General features: G+C 39.5%; 12 protein-coding genes. 7 read left to right on the top strand and 5 right to left on the bottom strand.

Going from position 1 to position 17069, the window contains the following annotated elements:
• Positions 1–74: 74 nt before the first annotated feature.
• Positions 75–1220 carry an efflux RND transporter periplasmic adaptor subunit gene (locus IFO69_RS01775; protein ID WP_192007397.1) on the bottom strand — a complete coding sequence of 382 codons (1146 nt, stop codon included), beginning with the start codon at positions 1218–1220 and terminating at the stop codon, positions 75–77.
• A 1199-nt stretch (positions 1221–2419) separates the two neighbouring features.
• On the opposite strand from IFO69_RS01775, the gene IFO69_RS01770 reads away from it, so the two are divergent.
• Positions 2420–3808, top strand: a complete 1389-nt coding sequence (locus IFO69_RS01770; protein WP_192007395.1) for an arginine decarboxylase — start codon at positions 2420–2422, stop codon at positions 3806–3808.
• A gap of 34 nt (positions 3809–3842) precedes the next feature.
• Here the strand turns inward: IFO69_RS01770 and IFO69_RS01765 are convergent, their stop codons facing one another.
• Together IFO69_RS01765 and IFO69_RS01760 are read right to left on the bottom strand one after the other, a co-directional pair.
• On the bottom strand, positions 3843–4964 hold the full coding sequence (locus tag IFO69_RS01765) for an alanine racemase (RefSeq protein ID WP_192007393.1): 1122 nt from the start codon (positions 4962–4964) through the stop codon (positions 3843–3845).
• A 12-nt stretch (positions 4965–4976) separates the two neighbouring features.
• A complete protein-coding gene (locus IFO69_RS01760) occupies positions 4977–6005 on the bottom strand; it encodes an alpha/beta hydrolase (protein WP_192007391.1) in 1029 nt (342 codons plus the stop codon).
• A gap of 157 nt (positions 6006–6162) precedes the next feature.
• Between IFO69_RS01760 and IFO69_RS01755 the strand changes: the two genes are divergently transcribed.
• The 5 genes from IFO69_RS01755 (at position 6163) to IFO69_RS01735 (ending at position 11814) form a co-directional block, all read left to right on the top strand.
• Positions 6163–7803 (top strand): M28 family metallopeptidase, encoded by a 1641-nt coding sequence (locus IFO69_RS01755; protein ID WP_317173404.1) that lies wholly within the window; start codon positions 6163–6165, stop codon positions 7801–7803.
• Positions 7804–8038: 235 nt separating this feature from the next.
• On the top strand, positions 8039–8680 hold the full coding sequence (locus IFO69_RS01750; RefSeq protein WP_192007389.1) for a DUF4386 domain-containing protein: 642 nt from the start codon (positions 8039–8041) through the stop codon (positions 8678–8680).
• A gap of 151 nt (positions 8681–8831) precedes the next feature.
• On the top strand, positions 8832–10163 hold the full coding sequence (locus IFO69_RS01745) for an aminotransferase class V-fold PLP-dependent enzyme (RefSeq protein WP_192007387.1): 1332 nt from the start codon (positions 8832–8834) through the stop codon (positions 10161–10163).
• 222 nt (positions 10164–10385) lie between these two features.
• On the top strand, positions 10386–10601 hold the full coding sequence (locus IFO69_RS01740) for a P-loop NTPase family protein (protein ID WP_192007385.1): 216 nt from the start codon (positions 10386–10388) through the stop codon (positions 10599–10601).
• Positions 10602–10656: 55 nt separating this feature from the next.
• Positions 10657–11814, top strand: coding sequence for a 6-bladed beta-propeller (locus IFO69_RS01735; RefSeq protein WP_192007383.1), 1158 nt, complete (start codon positions 10657–10659; stop codon positions 11812–11814).
• A gap of 65 nt (positions 11815–11879) precedes the next feature.
• Here the strand turns inward: IFO69_RS01735 and proC are convergent, their stop codons facing one another.
• Positions 11880–12677 (bottom strand): pyrroline-5-carboxylate reductase, encoded by a 798-nt coding sequence (gene proC, locus IFO69_RS01730; RefSeq protein WP_192007381.1) that lies wholly within the window; start codon positions 12675–12677, stop codon positions 11880–11882.
• A gap of 263 nt (positions 12678–12940) precedes the next feature.
• Entirely contained in the window at positions 12941–15574 is a 2634-nt protein-coding gene (locus IFO69_RS01725; RefSeq protein ID WP_192007379.1) for a valine--tRNA ligase, read from the bottom strand.
• Between the two features lie 167 nt (positions 15575–15741).
• Here IFO69_RS01725 and fahA point away from each other — a divergent pair, with 167 nt between their 5' ends.
• Entirely contained in the window at positions 15742–17010 is a 1269-nt protein-coding gene (gene fahA / locus IFO69_RS01720; RefSeq protein WP_192007370.1) for a fumarylacetoacetase, read from the top strand.
• Positions 17011–17069 lie beyond the last annotated feature (59 nt).

Genomic DNA, 17069 nt, shown 5'->3' with positions numbered 1-17069 from the left:
GACCAAATTGCAAAAGAAGGAAAATCCCCTCCATGTCTTTGGTGAAAGCTTAAGTTCAAGATATTAGTTATGGTTTAGTCTTCAGAAGAGAGTAATTGGCCCTGCTCCAGAGGTTTGACTTTTATGCCATTGGTTAATTTATCCAAGCCTGACGTAACGATACGGTCTTTAGGAGACAAACTTCCATCGCTGACTATATATTGTTTGCCAGACCTGCCTTCAATTTTGATTTCTTTACGGTCCACGGTATTGTCCTCATTGAGTGTATAGACAAACTTCTTGTCGTGAATAGAGGTAGTAGCGCCCTGTGGGATCAAGATGGCATTGGGGTAAATTTGTTCCATCATAATTTTACCTGTGTTTCCAGACCTTAAAAGGGTATCAGGATTGGAGAATTTCGCTCTCAAAGCAATGGACCCGGTAGAACGGTTGATTTGCCCAGAGTTAGCATCAATAGTCCCTACCTTATCATAAATACTTCCATCGGCCAATATCAACTTAACGTGTGGATTAAGTTTTTTTGAGTTGGAATCTCTTTTCATCCTTTCGTAGTAAAGGTAGTCGGACTCACTCATGGAAAAATAAACATAAACATCATGAACATTGGAGAGGGTAGTCAGTGGTTCGGAGTCTGTCTTTTTAACCACGTTGCCAATGGAGCGAGGAATCCTTCCCATAAAACCATTAACAGGGGCTTTGATGGTAGTGAACTCCAAGTTGATCCGCATATTGGCAGCTACAGCCTGTGCTTGGTCCAAGGCTGATTGGGCCACTTCATAATCTGCAATGGTAGTTTGCATTCTTACATCGGAAATAACCTCATTGTCAATAAGAGGCTGAAGTCTTTCGATTTCGGTTTTGGCTTTCCGCAATTTGGCCTTTTCCAATTCAACTGTTGCTTGTGCATTTTTAAGATCCTCCATGTAGGGCTGGCTGTTGATTTTGAATAATGGCTGGCCTTTTTTGACAAAATCTCCTTCATCCACATAAATTTTTTCCAAAATTCCATCTACCTGAGGTCTGATTTCAACGTTTTCGACACCTTCAATAGAGCCTAGATATTGATAGGATCTGGCAGCTGCTTCTTCTTTTAGTGTCATGACCGGAAGGGGTAAACCTTCATCAACTTGTTCTTCTTCTTTACATCCAAAAAATGACATTCCTGCAAGGAAAATCAGGAGCAAAGGGAATTGCCTGTAGTTAGTTTCTTTAAATATCATTTTTATGAGTTTTTTAATACCAGGGTTTTATGTTTGATTCTACCTAAATTGGGTAGTTGTAATAATCGTACCACTAATTTTTAGCTCCTGAATCTTATTTAAATAACTGATTATTAGGGTTTTTTGTTTTTTTTAAGTCTTTTGAAGCTGTGGAACTTTTGTTAGTGTTTTGGGGAAGTTTTCCACAATTTTAGTCCAAGAGAATCCAATACCAAGGATTCTTAAGATATGTTAAAAAGGTGTTTGGGTTTTTTAATATTACAGCAAATTTGCAGCCAAATGACAATTGATTGTTGAAAAGTGAATAAAATTTTCTGAATATCCGCCATGACGCCAGTAACCATAAATTCTTTGCTTAAGTGGTCGGAAGCCTGTCTAACTGCTAGGTAGAACTGAAGCAGAGGGTACCTAAATCAAACAAAACGATCGTTTCCATTCGCTTTTAATCTTTTCTGGTACAGTTGCGGATATAGCTATTATTAAAAATGTTTCCTTACACGTAAATCACTCGTTTAACCTATTAAATGGATCAACTCAAGCATTTACAATGTAGCTGTTCGCCCTGTGCTACAATTTGACCAAAGTAGGATAGCAACCTTTGAGTTCACCGAAATATGTTGCAAGAAAATCTTATCTGAGCTATCTGATCCCCCAACAATTCGAAAAATCAAATCATCCATTCAGCTCCTTAATAGTTGGAAAAATATTGGCTTATCGCGATGAGGGACAGAAGGATTCCCAAGGTTCTTATAACCAAAACATTGAAAGGGATGTACCCAAGTTTTCCCAGGACTTAAGGTGTAGACAAGCCTGAATCACTGATAAGAGAAACACGGGATAAACACGGGATAAACACGGCTTAACTAGGGGTTAAATACGAGTTAAAGTGGCAATGTTAAAAATGTTACATTCATTAATATGGACCATTTTGACACCAGTAACCTGACTCCCACTGCCTGTCCGTACCGCAACGGAGATTCCACGGACTTAGCAGGGGCAGTAGAAAGGTTTAGACAATCATTTCTGTGAGATCTGAGCTGTTTTCGAGAGAATGTTTTGAAGGGTTAAATGTAATGGTGAGATAGCGGATATACAGATAAAATTTAAACGTAAAATGAAGGTGGTATGATTTAATTTTGATTTGTATAATTATTAATGCAATTTTCAAGCATCAAAATCCACAACCTTAAAGGTACCTAATGAACAAATACATTGATTTAATTCAGCAAACTTTTGACTTCCCTACCAAAGAATTTAAAGTGGAGGACAACCAGCTGTTTTTTAATGGGGTAGATCTTATGGAAATCATTGAGACCTACGGTACTCCCTTAAAGCTCACTTACTTACCCAAAATCAGTGAGAGTATTCAGAACGCAAAGACTTACTTTGCAAATGCGATGGAAACGCATGATTATCACGGTAAGTACACTTACTGTTATTGCACGAAGTCTTCTCATTTTAGCTTTGTTTTGGATGAGGCTTTGAAGAATGATATTCATATTGAAACCTCCTCGACCTTTGACATTCCTTTGGTAAGAAGCCTTTATGAAAAGGGTAAAATCACCAAGGATACTTACATCGTCTGCAATGGCTTTAAAAGAGAGTTATATAAGGAGTACATAGCAGGACTATTGAATGATGGTTTTAAAAACTGTATCCCAGTATTGGATAACCTGACCGAGATAGATTATTACCTAGAGCATGTAAAAGTGCCTTTTCAGGTGGGAATTAGGATTGCAGCAGATGAAGAACCAAAGTTTGGCTTTTATACTTCTAGACTCGGTGTAAGGTACAAGGATATTATTGAGTTGTATGAGACCAAAATCAAGGACAACCCGAACGTGAGTCTTAAAATGCTGCATTTCTTTATCAATTCTGGAATAAGAGATACGGCATATTATTGGTCTGAATTGACCAGATTTATCCAAAAGTATGTGGACCTGAAAGCCATATGTCCAGAGTTGGACACCATGGATATAGGTGGGGGATGGCCCATCAAGACCAACGTATTTTTTGATTATGACTATCAGTATATGGCTGAGCAGATTATCAAAAACATCAAGTGGATGTGTGCCAAGAACAATACGGTGGAACCTAACATCATGACGGAATTTGGCAGTTATACCGTGGGAGAAAGTGGAGCCGTTCTTTATTCTATTTTGGAAGAAAAACTCCAAAATGACAAAGAATTATGGTATATGATTGACGGGTCTTTTATCACTCAATTACCGGATAGCTGGGGACTCAACCAAAAATACATCATGTTGGCCGTCAACAATTGGAAAGAGGAGTATCATAATATTAACCTAGGAGGGCTGACTTGTGACAGCATGGATTATTATAATTCAGAAGCGAACCAATACAATATATATCTTCCCAAAAAGTCGGATGATAAGCCTCAGTATATTGGGTTTTTCCATACAGGAGCATATCAAGAATCTTTGGGAGGTTATGGAGGAATTCAGCATTGTCTGATTCCTGCTCCCAAACATGTGCTTATTGATCGGGACACTGATGGGACTATCAAGCACCGCCTCTTTGCAGACGAACAAAAAAGTGAGAGTATGCTAAAAACACTTGGTTACTAGAACCAAAAGTCCTGCGCTTTAGCGCAGGACTTTTTCATTTGTAGCTATGATTAGGATTGCCTTTCAGATGATCTACTAATTCTCCCGATAAGGTCATATAGCTTCCCATGCAGTCAGCGGTCATGCAACTATGGATCGGTAAAACTCCTAAAACATCCCCTATTTTGACATTGTTGATCAATGTCGCATCCGCTTGAACGATACCATGTTCTTGAGAAATACTTTTTAGATAAGATGTTTTACTGGGTATGGACCAGCCACTTTTGGTCAATAGAACAACTTCACCAAAATTCTTTTTTCCATTGGCTTGAGTCAAAACATCTTTGGACAGGTGTACACCTCCAGCATGAAGGAGGATTTCTCCTTTGCTCTTTTTGATATCCACGATGGGGGCTGCTAACGCTACCGCAATGTCTTCCTTTTCACAACTTCCTATACTGGCCTGAGTCAGGTCATAAAATACAAAGTTGCCTGGACCAATTTGGTCTATTCCTTCAAAGTCATCCATCAAAGAACAGCTTGGGGTGTCACCTGATCTCGTAACCAAACCGGGGAATTCTGTGAAGTATTTGTCCTTTAGCATATGTAGGGCGGCTTTGGTTTGCTGATGGATTTCTTCAATTTCATTAAGGGTGGCATGGTAAGTATGCCCTGCATGAATATAAAAGCCTTTGAACTGGAGGTTGGGGTTGGTTTTAGCCATCCTCATGATTTTTTCTATCAGTCCGAAATCACTCACTTCCACTCCTGTTCGACCATAGCCTGCATCAATTTCAATAAAAAAGCCCACTTTGTATTTTAGCTTTTCGGCAAGCAAAGCGGTCACTTCCTCATTTACCAACTGAACCGAAAGGCTGTGTTTTTCTGATAGCTCATTCAGGCGTTGGACTTCACGCGGGTTAAAGGGAAAGGCAATATGAATATTTTGCCAGTTTTGCGGGGCAAAATAGCTGGCCATATCAATAGATGAGACCGTAATTTCTTGGATATTATAAGAACGGCACCATTCACCGACTTTCAACGATTGATGGGTTTTGAAATGTGGGATAAGCTCCAAGCCATGCTTCTTAGCCTTTTCGGACATCTTCCTCAAATTTTGTCGACAAATGTCTTCATTAATTAAAAGGGTAGGGGAGGTGACGGAAAAACTATACATTTTTCATAGGCTTTAAAGTGCTTGTTCTACTTTTTCTGCGGCGGGAATTTTGACCTTGTTTTCCAGAAAGTCTATACTGGCTTCCAACACTTCTTGCCATTGACCAGAAGTAATGCTGGATCCAATGACGTGATCATTGGCCTCTGGAAAGGCGACTTTTTCCTTGAGATTTTCTGGTGTGCTGACCTTTTCGAACATATCAAGCATAGCAGGAACAGAGACTACATTGTCCTGATGTTGTTCATCTTTGTAGTAATAACCGAGAAATAGTGGCTGTTTGATTTTTTTGAAGGTTTCCTCATTCATTTTGCTATAAACCAATTTGGCCAAGCTGATGTAAGAATTAATATGATATTCTTCTGACCAATACTTCGCTTTATCTCCTTCTCTTGGGTTCAAAACAACTTGGTCTTCATTGGTGCCAAATTTTTCAAAGAGCCATCCTTGCCAAGGACTAAAAAAAGCTTCCAATTGGTTGCCGTAATCCCGGATACAGGGAGAGTATAATAAAATCGATTTGATGTCCTCCCTTTCGGATGCCAATAGCACTGTTAGAGCCCCACCCATAGATGTACCTACCACGATGACTTCATCCCCAAGGCTTTTTCCAATCATCAAGGCTTCTCTAGCCCCGTCAGCAAGTTTTTCTGCAGTAAGGTATTCAAAGGTGTTGTCTCTTTTGATGCCATGCTCAGGAAGCCTGGCCAGATAAAGGTTGGCTCCGAAATGTTCTGCAAGTTTCTGATGGACAGGACTGCCTTCCATTTGACTGGCACCGAAGCCATGAATATACACAACGGAATAGGGAGTTTTGGTCTTGTTTAGGCTGTCAGCCCACACGATGCGGGCTTCATTGTTGGGTTTCAGCCCTTTTACTGTATCTTCTTTTTGGAAAACATAGCTTTCCAACTGTTCAAGGTTTGTTGGGACTTGAGGGTAAGTGCCTTCAAGGGTGCTGTAAGATTCTTTTGGTCCGAGCATGTAAACAATAACCAAGATGATGGCGATGGATAATAAAAAAGGGAGTAGTTTTTTGAACATTGTCGTTTGTAGATCTTGAATTTCAATAATAAAGCTAAAGTGTTTTTCAAGATTATCCTATAAAAAATGAAGCAAGCTGATTTTTAAACCGCCAAGCCATTATTTCGGAAGGATTTGTTATTTTGTACCAATTGACCAAACCGCTAATCCATTTGATATGATGAAGAATATAAAGATGATTTCCGTGCTTTTTGCTGCTAACTTGCTGTTCTCGTGCAATGAAAAAAGTGACTATGACTCTGCATCACGCATTACTGCTGAATCTTTACAAAAGCATATCCAAGAATTGTCTTCTGATGCGTATTTGGGTAGAATGCCTTTTACAAAAGGAGAGGAGAAAACCCTTGCATATTTAAAGGCCCAATTTGAGGAAATGGGGTTGGCATCGGGCAATGGAGAAAGTTATTTTCAAGATGTTCCTTTAGTGGAAATTACTACTGAAGCAGATACAGTAATGAGGATCGAAGGCAATGGTGAAAGAATGGACCTATTAGGATTAAAGGACTATGTCATTTACACAGAAAGACAAGATCCAAAGATCAAAGTGGAGGATGCAGAGTTGGTTTTTGCAGGTTTTGGCATTGTAGCACCTGAGTATGACTGGAACGATTATGAAGGTTTGGATGTGGAGGGGAAGATTGTGGTTGTTTTGGTGAATGATCCCGGATTTGGTACAGAAGGAGATTTTTTCAAAGGTAATACCATGACCTATTATGGCCGATGGACTTATAAGTTTGAAGAAGCCACTAGGCAGGGTGCCCTTGGCTGTTTGGTAGTACACAATACTATTCCCGCTGGCTATGGCTTTAATGTAGTGCAAAACGGCTGGAACACCCCAAAACTTTACTTGAACCCCAAGGATAAATCTGCCCATCAGCTCGCTTTTGATGGTTGGCTTAGCCTACCTGCGGCCACAAAGATATTTCAAATGGCAGGGTATAATGACCGTGAACTATTGGCCAAGGCTAGAAAGCCAGGTTTCGAGGCGATTCCCTTGGGTTTAAAAGCAAGCACAAGCTTGAAGGTCAGCACAAGGTTCAATACTTCCAAAAATGTAATAGCCAAAAGAGATGGAAGCAAGCATCCTGATGAATACCTTATTTATACGGCCCATTGGGATCATATTGGTGTAGGGAAGCCTGATGCAGATGGTGATAGTATTTACAATGGTGCATTGGATAATGCAAGCGGAACGGCGGCTTTACTGGAAATTGCCGAAGCATTTGCTTTCGGACAAGAGCCCGAGAGAACAGTGGTATTTTTGGCCGTAACAGCAGAGGAGCAAGGGCTTTTAGGGGCGGCTTATTATACAGAGCATCCTGTTTACCCCATTTTACAAACCATTGCCAATATCAATATGGATGGAATCAATCCATATGGAAAGATGAAAGATATTGTCGTGGTAGGAAAAGGGCAATCTGATTTGGAGGATGTTTTGGCAAGGGAGGCTGAAAAACAGGGGAGATATACATCTGAAGAGCCGACACCTTCAGCAGGCTACTATTTTAGGTCTGACCATTTTAACTTCGCTAAAAAAGGTATTCCTGCGCTCTACACAGGTACTGGGATAGACCATGTAGAAAAAGGTAAGGAGTTTGGCAAATCCCTTCAGGATGAATACAGGGCCAAATATTATCATAAGCCTTCTGATGAATTTGATACCACAAGATGGAACTTGGATGGTGCGGTCGAGGATGTGGAGTTACTGTATCGAGTTGGAAGGGCTGTAGTAGCGGAGGAATCTTGGCCGGCATGGAAAGAAGGCTCAGAGTTTAAAGTGCTTAGGGAGAGTAAGTAATGGTGGGTTTAAATGTTTGGAGATGATTTGGGTCTAATTGGGTACGCAGAGAACCAGATCTCAGATTATATATTAGGTTTAATGATTTGACGTGCACTAAAAGTGGAATAGTAGATGCGGTGTTTTTTTGATGTTCAAAAAGTGTTTTTATACAGTTATAAAAGTATTATGAATTGATTTTACTATTTTAATGAGTTTGTTTTAAATAAGCAATTGTTAAAATAATTAAGGTAAAATGAAATTAAGAACGCTTTCTATCATCGCGGGAATTAGCTATTGGGTTATTTTCTTTGCGGCAATATTTGCTAATTTTTTTGTGTTGGAATCTATTATGGAGTCTCCCTTGGAAATGATTGAGCATAATCGCTTTATGGTGGGCTTAGGGGTGATGGCCTTTATGATTACAGTTCTTTTTGATGTAGTAGTAGCGTGGGCGCTTTATGAAATGTACAGGGAACATCATTTGTCTCGCTTAAGTACCTATTTTAGAATTGTGCATGCGATAATAATGGGTGTGGCCCTTGCCGCACTTCCACTAACATTTTCGGTTAGTAGTGATGGAGAGGTACTCAGACTGGTAGATATTTTTAATACTGTGTGGTTGATAGGCCTTTTCTTTTTTGGTTTTCATTTGATCTTGCTTGGAAAAATAGCAGAGGCACCCAAAATAATTGCCATTTTCCTCGTTATTGCTGGGGTGATGTATATGGCAGATACTACAGCACATTTCTTGATGCCCAATTATGATGTTTACGGTTCCTTGTTCTTGGCTTTTGTTGCGATACCTAGCATCCTTGGAGAAATGTCTTTTGCTGTATGGTTGCTTGTGAAAGGTGGCAAAAGATCTCCTAAAAATCTCGGAGCGATGATTCGATAAATTTTTAGGAAAGTCAGATGTAAACCATGCTTGGACAAAGGTTTGGAAGGTAGGTGATTTAATTTTCCAGAACAGTCTTTTTGAGTTGAAGTGTGTAGTTATTGGGTTGGTTTTTAGTAAATTATACCAGTAAACCCAAAACCTTCAACTTATGGACAGAAGAAAATTCATCCGCTCTTCGGGCTTTTCTATGGGAATGGCCTTGACCCTACCTGCTACATTATCTTCCTGTAATAAAGCTGACTCTACAACAGCCAATACCACTCCAATTTTCACTGATATCAGCACTTGGGAAGGGGTAAGGGCCCTTTTCCCTTTGGACAATAGCCATGTTCAAATGGCCCAAATGCTTTTAGCTTCCCATCCAGCCCCGGTTGCAGAAGCCATCGAAAAGCACCGAAAGGCATTTGATAACAATCCAGCAATGTATTGGGAGGAAAATTTTATGACGGCTGAATTGAAAGTTTGCGATGCAGCTGCCAAATATATGGGGGTAACTGCAGCTGAAATAGCCTTGACAGACAGTACCACCATGGGAACTTCTTTGTTGTTTAATGGCATGAAGCTTCGACCTGGGGATGAGATTTTAGCCACTACGCATGATCATTATGTTACGGACAAATCCATTGAATATACTTGTAAGAAAAAAGGTGCTTCTTATCGTCGGGTTGAAGAATATCAAGATCCCCGAACGGTTACGGTCGATGAGGTAGTTGGAAACATTAAAAAGGCTATTTCGGATAAGACAAGAGTGGTAATGGTCACTTGGGTGCATTCGAGTACAGGAGTAAAATTGCCGATCGCTGAAATAGCTGAGGCTATCAAGGAGGTGAATAAGGGGCGGATTGAAGATAATCATATTTACTTTGCAGTAGATGGCGTGCATGGCTTTGGAAATCAGGATAAGGATATTGCTGAGCTTGGCTGCGACTTTTTTTCTGCGGGGACCCATAAATGGATTTTTGGGCCAAGAGGTACGGGAATACTCTATGCAAAAAGAGAAGCTTGGAATTTTATAGAACCAACGATTCCAGCGTTTTCTGAATATCCTTTTCTTGAATACTTGGGCAATCCTCCTGAAAGGGAACCGACTTTTCATGAACTAATGACTCCCGGAGGCTTTCATTCTTTTGATTTTCGTTGGGCACTTCATACTGCCTTTGAACTTCAGATGGAAATGAAAAGGGATAGGGTGCATCAAAGGACTACTGAGTTGAGTACTCATGTGAAGGAAGGGATAAGAAATATTCCCGGTGTAGATTTGATTACGCCTTTGGATCCCAATATGTCTGCCGGAATCAACTGTTTTATGGTCAATAGCTTGGAAGCAGATGAAACTGTCAGGCGTTTTCATGATATGGGTGTAATAGCGAGCAGTTCTCCTTATCGCCAGTCTTTTGCTAGGCTTACGCCATTTGTGGGTAATACCATGGATGAGGTAGATAGGAGCTTGGAAGTGTTGGCGAAGATAGCCAAGGTGTGAGGGATAACCTTGTTGTCAAGGGATTGGATATGAATTTGTTAGAAACTTAATAAATTAAGTGTGAATAAGTTTTATCACTTATTTTTAACAATGTCTGGTTTTCTTTTTTGGTACTTGATGTATTTTTACATTTTTAATTTTTTCATATACAAAGTGCTGTGATAAAGTTGTTTATATGGTGTGATTTTATTTTATTAACTCAAAATATTAAACACTGTTAACATGAAAAAAATACTTTTAGCTTCAGTTATTTTCATCTTGTCTTATGAGACTGGTATAGCAGAAAGAGAATCTTTTGCAGCGGTTGATGATTATTGTTATAATTACTATCCGGGTTGTACAGCAATTGTAATAAAATGTCGCCCAAATTATTTGTTAAACAATTGTCAAGTAGAAGATCAAGTTTCATGTGAAGAGGGATGCATGGACCCTTGGTGAAATATTTGGGTCACTTTTTAGCTTATTTTTTATTTGAACTAGGTCAAATTGATTTATGAAATTGTTTTCTATTAAAATATTTACAATATCTATCACTTTACTTTCAATAGTTTCATGCAATGAAGGAAATAATAAAAATATTAATCAAATAATATCGGTAAAACTGGAGCAAACTCCCTTATTGTCTTCATTTGTTGACAGGGTTGAATATATCAAGCTTCCAAATGAAATTCGATACGGTTTTATAGATAGGGTTTTGGTGACGAAGGATTATTTTATACTTGCGGATTATGAAATAGCAATGAAAGTCTACGTTTTAAACAAGGACTTTGAAATGGTATCAATTATTGATAGATATGGAGAAGGTCCTGGTGAATATTTGTGGTTAGAAGGAGTTAATTATAATGAGCAGCGGGAAACAATCGAAGTATTGACCAATAAGGATTTGATACGGTACTCCACTGATGGTGAATTTGTCGCCTCGATAAGATTACCGTTAATATTTGGGAATTTAGTTTCCATTTCCGAAAATGAATACTTGGTTTATTCTCGAGATGTTCGAAAAGGAATGGTTAATAGTGATTTTTCAAATTCAGTTTTTATACTTAAATGGAACTCAGAGAATGGACAAATAAAACCTGTTATTAGTGACCATAAGAAGAATGTAATTGGGTCTACTAAAGATAGACATAACATGTTTAGGTACAAAACAGATGTCTATGCTACTCATGTTTATATGGATACTGTTTTTAAGATTGATGAGCATGAAGGTATCCACAAAATATATGTTGATTTGGAAGGACAAAATCTTCCAATGGAACTCATATATGGGGTACAGCCCTCATCAGTTTTAAATAGGGAAGAAATCCAAGAAAAATATGCGGTGCACTACCCCGGTTTAATGGTCAATGATAATTTTTTTATAGACATGTTTGCCAAATACAACAGGATCAACTTCTTTATTCAGGATAAAAGAACCTCAAATATTATTTCGGGTAGAAAAATCCTGAATGATTTGGATAATGGTCTCAATTATCTTAATCCCTGGTTTTTGGATCAAGAAGATAATTTATATACCATCCATCAGTACGAACATTTAAAGGAGTTTGTCGAAGATAGAATGGAAAGCGAGACGGAGCTATCTAATTTTGTCAAAAAACTTGACCCTCAAACTGGATTTGTTGTTGGAAAGTACCACCTGAAGCAGTTTTAATATTAGAAAGCACTGTCAATTTGAAACTGTTAAGCTCCCCATAAATAGTTGGTAAAAAGGGGCGATTATTTTTCAATTTTCTCATAACTGGCCAAAACACCCTTCACCATGGCTGCACTGAAGCCGTGATGCTCCATCTCATTCAGACCAACAATGGTACAGCCTTTAGGTGTCGTGACCTTATCTATGGCAGCTTCTGGGTGGATACCTTTTTTGATGATTAATTCTGCAGCGCCTTTTACCGTTTGGTTTACAATGGTGTTGGCGGTATGGGCATCAAAGCCAATTTGAATCCCTCCTTGAGTCATCGCCCTCATAAATCGCAAGACATAAGCAATGCCACATGCACCCAAGACCGTGGCCGCTTCCATCAAATGCTCTTCAATAACAATTGAGATGCCGATACTATTAAACAATTCCTTGATACTTGCTTCTACGCTGGCATCTCCATTTTTTCCACAGATACAGGTAATGGATTCCTGAATATCGGCAGCGATATTGGGCATGGCTCTAAAAACTGCCATCTCAGCAGGAAGATGTTTGTACATGTCTTCCAAAGTTACTCCTGTAGCCAAGGAAATAATGGTTTGCTTATCAGGAGAGAGTACCGGCGAAATTTCTTTCAAAATGTGGGGGACGTTGTAGGGTTTTACGCCTAAAACTATCAAGTCAGCATCTTTGGAAGCGGAAATATTGTCCGAGGTGACTGTGACCCCCAAGGGTTCTAGGTGAAAAAGGCTTTCAGGGTGACGTTTGGTTACACTTAGGCTTTGGGCCTTGAAGCCCGTTGTGTCCAATAAGCCATTGACAATGGACAAGCCTAAATTGCCACATCCAATGATCGCTATTTTTAAGTCTTTCATTTCTTGTAATTGGTTCTTTGGTGAAAAGCTTCAATTGTGAATGATGCTGTTGCGCAGGTAAAAATAAACCAATCCTTTGAATGTTAATCTTTGATTAAGAAAAAAAATGTTTGTAGTAAGGAGTCTTGAGTAGGGAGTCTTGAGGAAATAGGAGGATATAAGAGACTAAATATTCAAGACTCATTATTCTCTACTCTACTAACTATAAAAAAAGAGCCACCCAAAAACTGAATGACTCTCATGATATAAGTTACTTTTAAGGTTTAAACCAATTTGGCTAAGCTTTCTTCCAGTGCTTTTATTTTTGCTTCTGCATCAGCTTGTTTTTGCTTTTCATTTTCAACTACCTGAGCAGGGGCACCACTGACAAAGCGTTCATTACTGAGTTTCTTCATTACTGTGTTTAGGAAACCTTTTGTGTATTCCAGTTCTTTCCGGATATTTTCTTTTTCTGCTTCCACGTCAATTTTTTCATTAAGTGGAATAAAGAACTCGTCGGATTTTACCACAAAACTCAAAGCCCCCTCTACCTTGTCGGCATAAGCTACTTGGCTAAGGTTGGCCAGCTTTTTCATGATCGCCTCAAAAGACACATACAAAGCTTGGTTTTGCGTATTGATGGTCAGTTCAAAAGCTTCTTTAGGTGAAATACCTTTGGAGGCCCTGATATTTCTCACTTGAGAAACCACTTCAAAAACCTGTGCTGCTTCACCAATCAACTTTTCATCATAACTCGCAACACTTGGCCATGAGGAAACAATTAAGGCGTCTTTTACATCTCTACCTTTTACCTGGTGCCAAAGCTCTTCCGTAATAAATGGCATAAACGGATGCAGCACTTTCATGATCGATTCAAAGAAACCTAAAGTCTTTTCATAAGTTTCCAGATCAATTGGCTTTTGGTATTCTGGCTTGACCATTTCAAGGTACCAAGAACAGAAATCATCCCATACCAATTTATATGTACTCATTAAGGCATCTGAAATCCTGAATTTGCTGAAGTGGTCTTCTATTTCCTCTAATGCCTGATTAAAGCGGTTTTCAAACCATTTGATAGCGGTATGGTTATGGTGCTCCAAAATGTTGGAATCCACTTCCCACCCTTGGATCAATCGGAAAGCATTCCAGATTTTATTGGAGAAGTTACGGCCTTGCTCTACCAATTTTTCATCAAAAGGAAGGTCATTGCCAGCAGGAGAGCTGAATAGCATACCTGTTCTCACTCCATCTGCGCCATAACTTTTGATCAACTCCAATGGATCAGGAGAGTTACCTAGGGATTTGGACATTTTACGGCCCAATTTGTCCCTTACAATTCCCGTCAGGTAAACGTTTCTAAATGGCTTCTCGCCCATATATTCATATCCGGCGATGATCATCCTTGCTACCCAGAAGAATAGAATCTCCGGAGCGGTTACCAAGTCATTGGTAGGGTAATAGTATTTTAAGTCTTCGTTTTTCTCACCAGTAGTGAAGATATCGGTGTCAAAAACAGAGATTGGCCACAACCAAGAAGAGAACCAAGTGTCCAATACATCCTCGTCTTGCTTGAGGTCTTCAAGGGAATAGTTTTCCTGATATTGCTCGTTGGCAAGTTTTAAAGCCTCTTCAGCTGTTTTGGCTACTACATATTCACCGTTTGGAAGGTAATAAGCAGGGATTTGATGCCCCCACCACAATTGACGGGAAATACACCAGTCCCGCACATTGTCCATCCAACTGCGGTACATGTTTTTGAATTTTGGAGGATACAATTGGATGATATCATCCATCACCGCCTTAAGTGCAGGCTTGGTGATTTCTTCCATTTTCATAAACCACTGTAAAGAAAGTTTTGGTTCGATGACGGCATCAGTCCTTTCGGAATGGCCTACATTGGAAGTGTAATCCTCTTCTTTTGCCAGTTGGTTGGCTTCTTTAAGTAATTTGGCAATTTTTTTTCTGGCGATGAACCTGTCCTCACCAACCAAAATTTGCGCCTTTTCATTAAGGGTTCCATCATCGGCGATGATATCGATCACCTCTAATTTATGTCTCAGCCCAATTTCGTAATCATTGACATCGTGAGCTGGTGTAACTTTCAAACAGCCCGTTCCAAACTCCATGTCCACATATTCATCTTCAACAATAGGGATGGCCCTGTTGATCAAAGGAATCAAGGCCTTTTTGCCTTTTAGGTGCTCAAACCTAGTGTCATTCGGATTGATACAAATCGCTGAGTCTGCCATGATGGTTTCAGGACGGGTCGTGGCGATGGTCAAGAATTCCTCTTCACTTCCTTCAATTTTATAGTTGATATAGTAGAGTTTAGAGTTGATTTCTTTGAAAACAACTTCGTCATCAGAAAGAGCTGTTTTTCCCTGTGGATCCCAGTTGACCATTCTGATGCCTCTATAGATTTTTCCTTTTTTGTGAAGATCCACAAAAACACTGATCACTGCATCACTCAAGTCAGCATCCATGGTGAACTTGGTTCTGTCCCAATCACAAGAAGCACCTAGTTTTTTAAGTTGGTCCAGAATAATGCCACCGTACTTTTCTTTCCATTCCCAAGCGTATTTCAAAAACTCATCTCTGCTGATTGATTTTTTATCGATGCCCCTTTCCTTCAACATGGCCACCACCTTGGCTTCAGTAGCAATAGAGGCATGGTCAGTACCAGGAACCCAGCAGGCATTTTTGCCTTCCATTCTGGCTTTTCTCACCAAGACATCCTGAAGCGTATTGTTCAGCATGTGCCCCATGTGCAATACACCAGTTACGTTTGGTGGTGGGATCACGATGGAATAAGGCTCTTTATTGTAATCTACTGTTGAACTAAACAATTTATTTTCCATCCAGAAATTGTACCATTTAGATTCAGCTTCTGTTGGATTATATTTTGTGGATAGCGACATAATTGAATTTGTATTGTAGAAACGGAATTATTTCTTAGAGCGCAAAAATAATATAAATATCTTTGAAGCCACTACGATTCCTCTAATTAAGCTACTGCCAAAACTGTACTTTGGGTTTTTTAATCTTCTAATAATTTTAAATTTGTATCTAACCTAATTTTGTCCACATGAAAGAACAGCCACTAGCCGCATTGAAAAGTTGGGTTCAAATATCCAAAAACGCTGATTTTACCATTTATAATCTTCCTTTTGGGGTATTCAAAAACAAAAGGCTTTCGCCAAGGATTGGTATAGCAATTGGAGACAAGATAGTGGATTTGTCTGTTTTGCATGAACATGGATTTCTTTCTGAAATCAACTTGCCTGAAAACATCTTTTTAAGGGATAACCTTAATGACTTTATCGCATTGGGAAAGCCTATTACTAAGAAGGTAAGGGACACTGTTCAGAAATTATTGTTGGATGAGAACCCAGACTTGAAGGACCATCAAGCAAGAGGAAAGGTGATGGTCAACAGAAAGGAGGCCACCATGTTAATGCCTGTAAAAATCGGAGATTACACGGATTTTTATAGCAGTAAGGAGCACGCAACAAATGTAGGTGCAATGTTCAGGGATCCAGAAAATGCCCTCTTACCCAATTGGAAGCATTTGCCCGTAGGCTATCATGGTCGTACTTCTTCCATAGTCATTTCCGGTACAGAAATTTACAGGCCAAAAGGGCAGTTTAAAGACCCTGATATGGAAAAGCCATCTTTTGGGCCGAGCAGAAGATTGGACTTTGAATTGGAGATGGCGTTTATCGTGGGGAAGCCCACCAAAATGGGAGAGAGCGTAAATATCGATGCTGCCGAGCAATATATTTTCGGAATGGTCTTGTTCAATGATTGGTCAGCAAGGGATATCCAAGCTTGGGAATATGTTCCGCTGGGGCCTTTTTTGGGAAAAAGCTTTGCCTCCAGTATTTCTCCTTGGGTGGTGACCATGGACGCTTTGGAGCCTTTTAGAACTGCTTCACCTGAGCCTGAAGAAGAACTGCTTCCTTATCTACAATGTAAAAAGGATTTTGGATATGACATTAACTTAGAGGTTTATATCCAACCTGAAAAAGGTAAAGATAACTTGGTTTGTCGGTCCAACTTTAAATACATGTATTGGAATATTGCCCAGCAATTGGCACATCAAACAGTTAATGGGTGTAATATTCAAATTGGGGACCTGTATGCTTCTGGGACCATTTCTGGCCCAGCAGAGGATAGTTATGGCTCAATGTTGGAGTTGGCATGGAAAGGTACCAAACCTCTGAGGTTGGATGATGGGAGTGAGCGGAAGTTTATTGAAGATGGGGATACTGTAAGCATAAAAGGCCACGCTGAAAAGAATGGTGTCAGGGTAGGGTTTGGAGAGGTGACAGGAAAGATTTTGCCTGCAAAATAACAGTGTAAATGATACAAAGGAAAAATAGAAAGGGCCTCAAATCTTAAATTTGAGGCCCT

The sequence above is a fragment of the Echinicola arenosa genome (assembly GCF_014841125.1).
Taxonomy (GTDB): Bacteria; Bacteroidota; Bacteroidia; order Cytophagales; family Cyclobacteriaceae; genus Echinicola; species Echinicola arenosa.
Note: the sequence above shows the minus strand (reverse complement) of the source record. Positions and strands in the feature narration are given on the sequence as shown.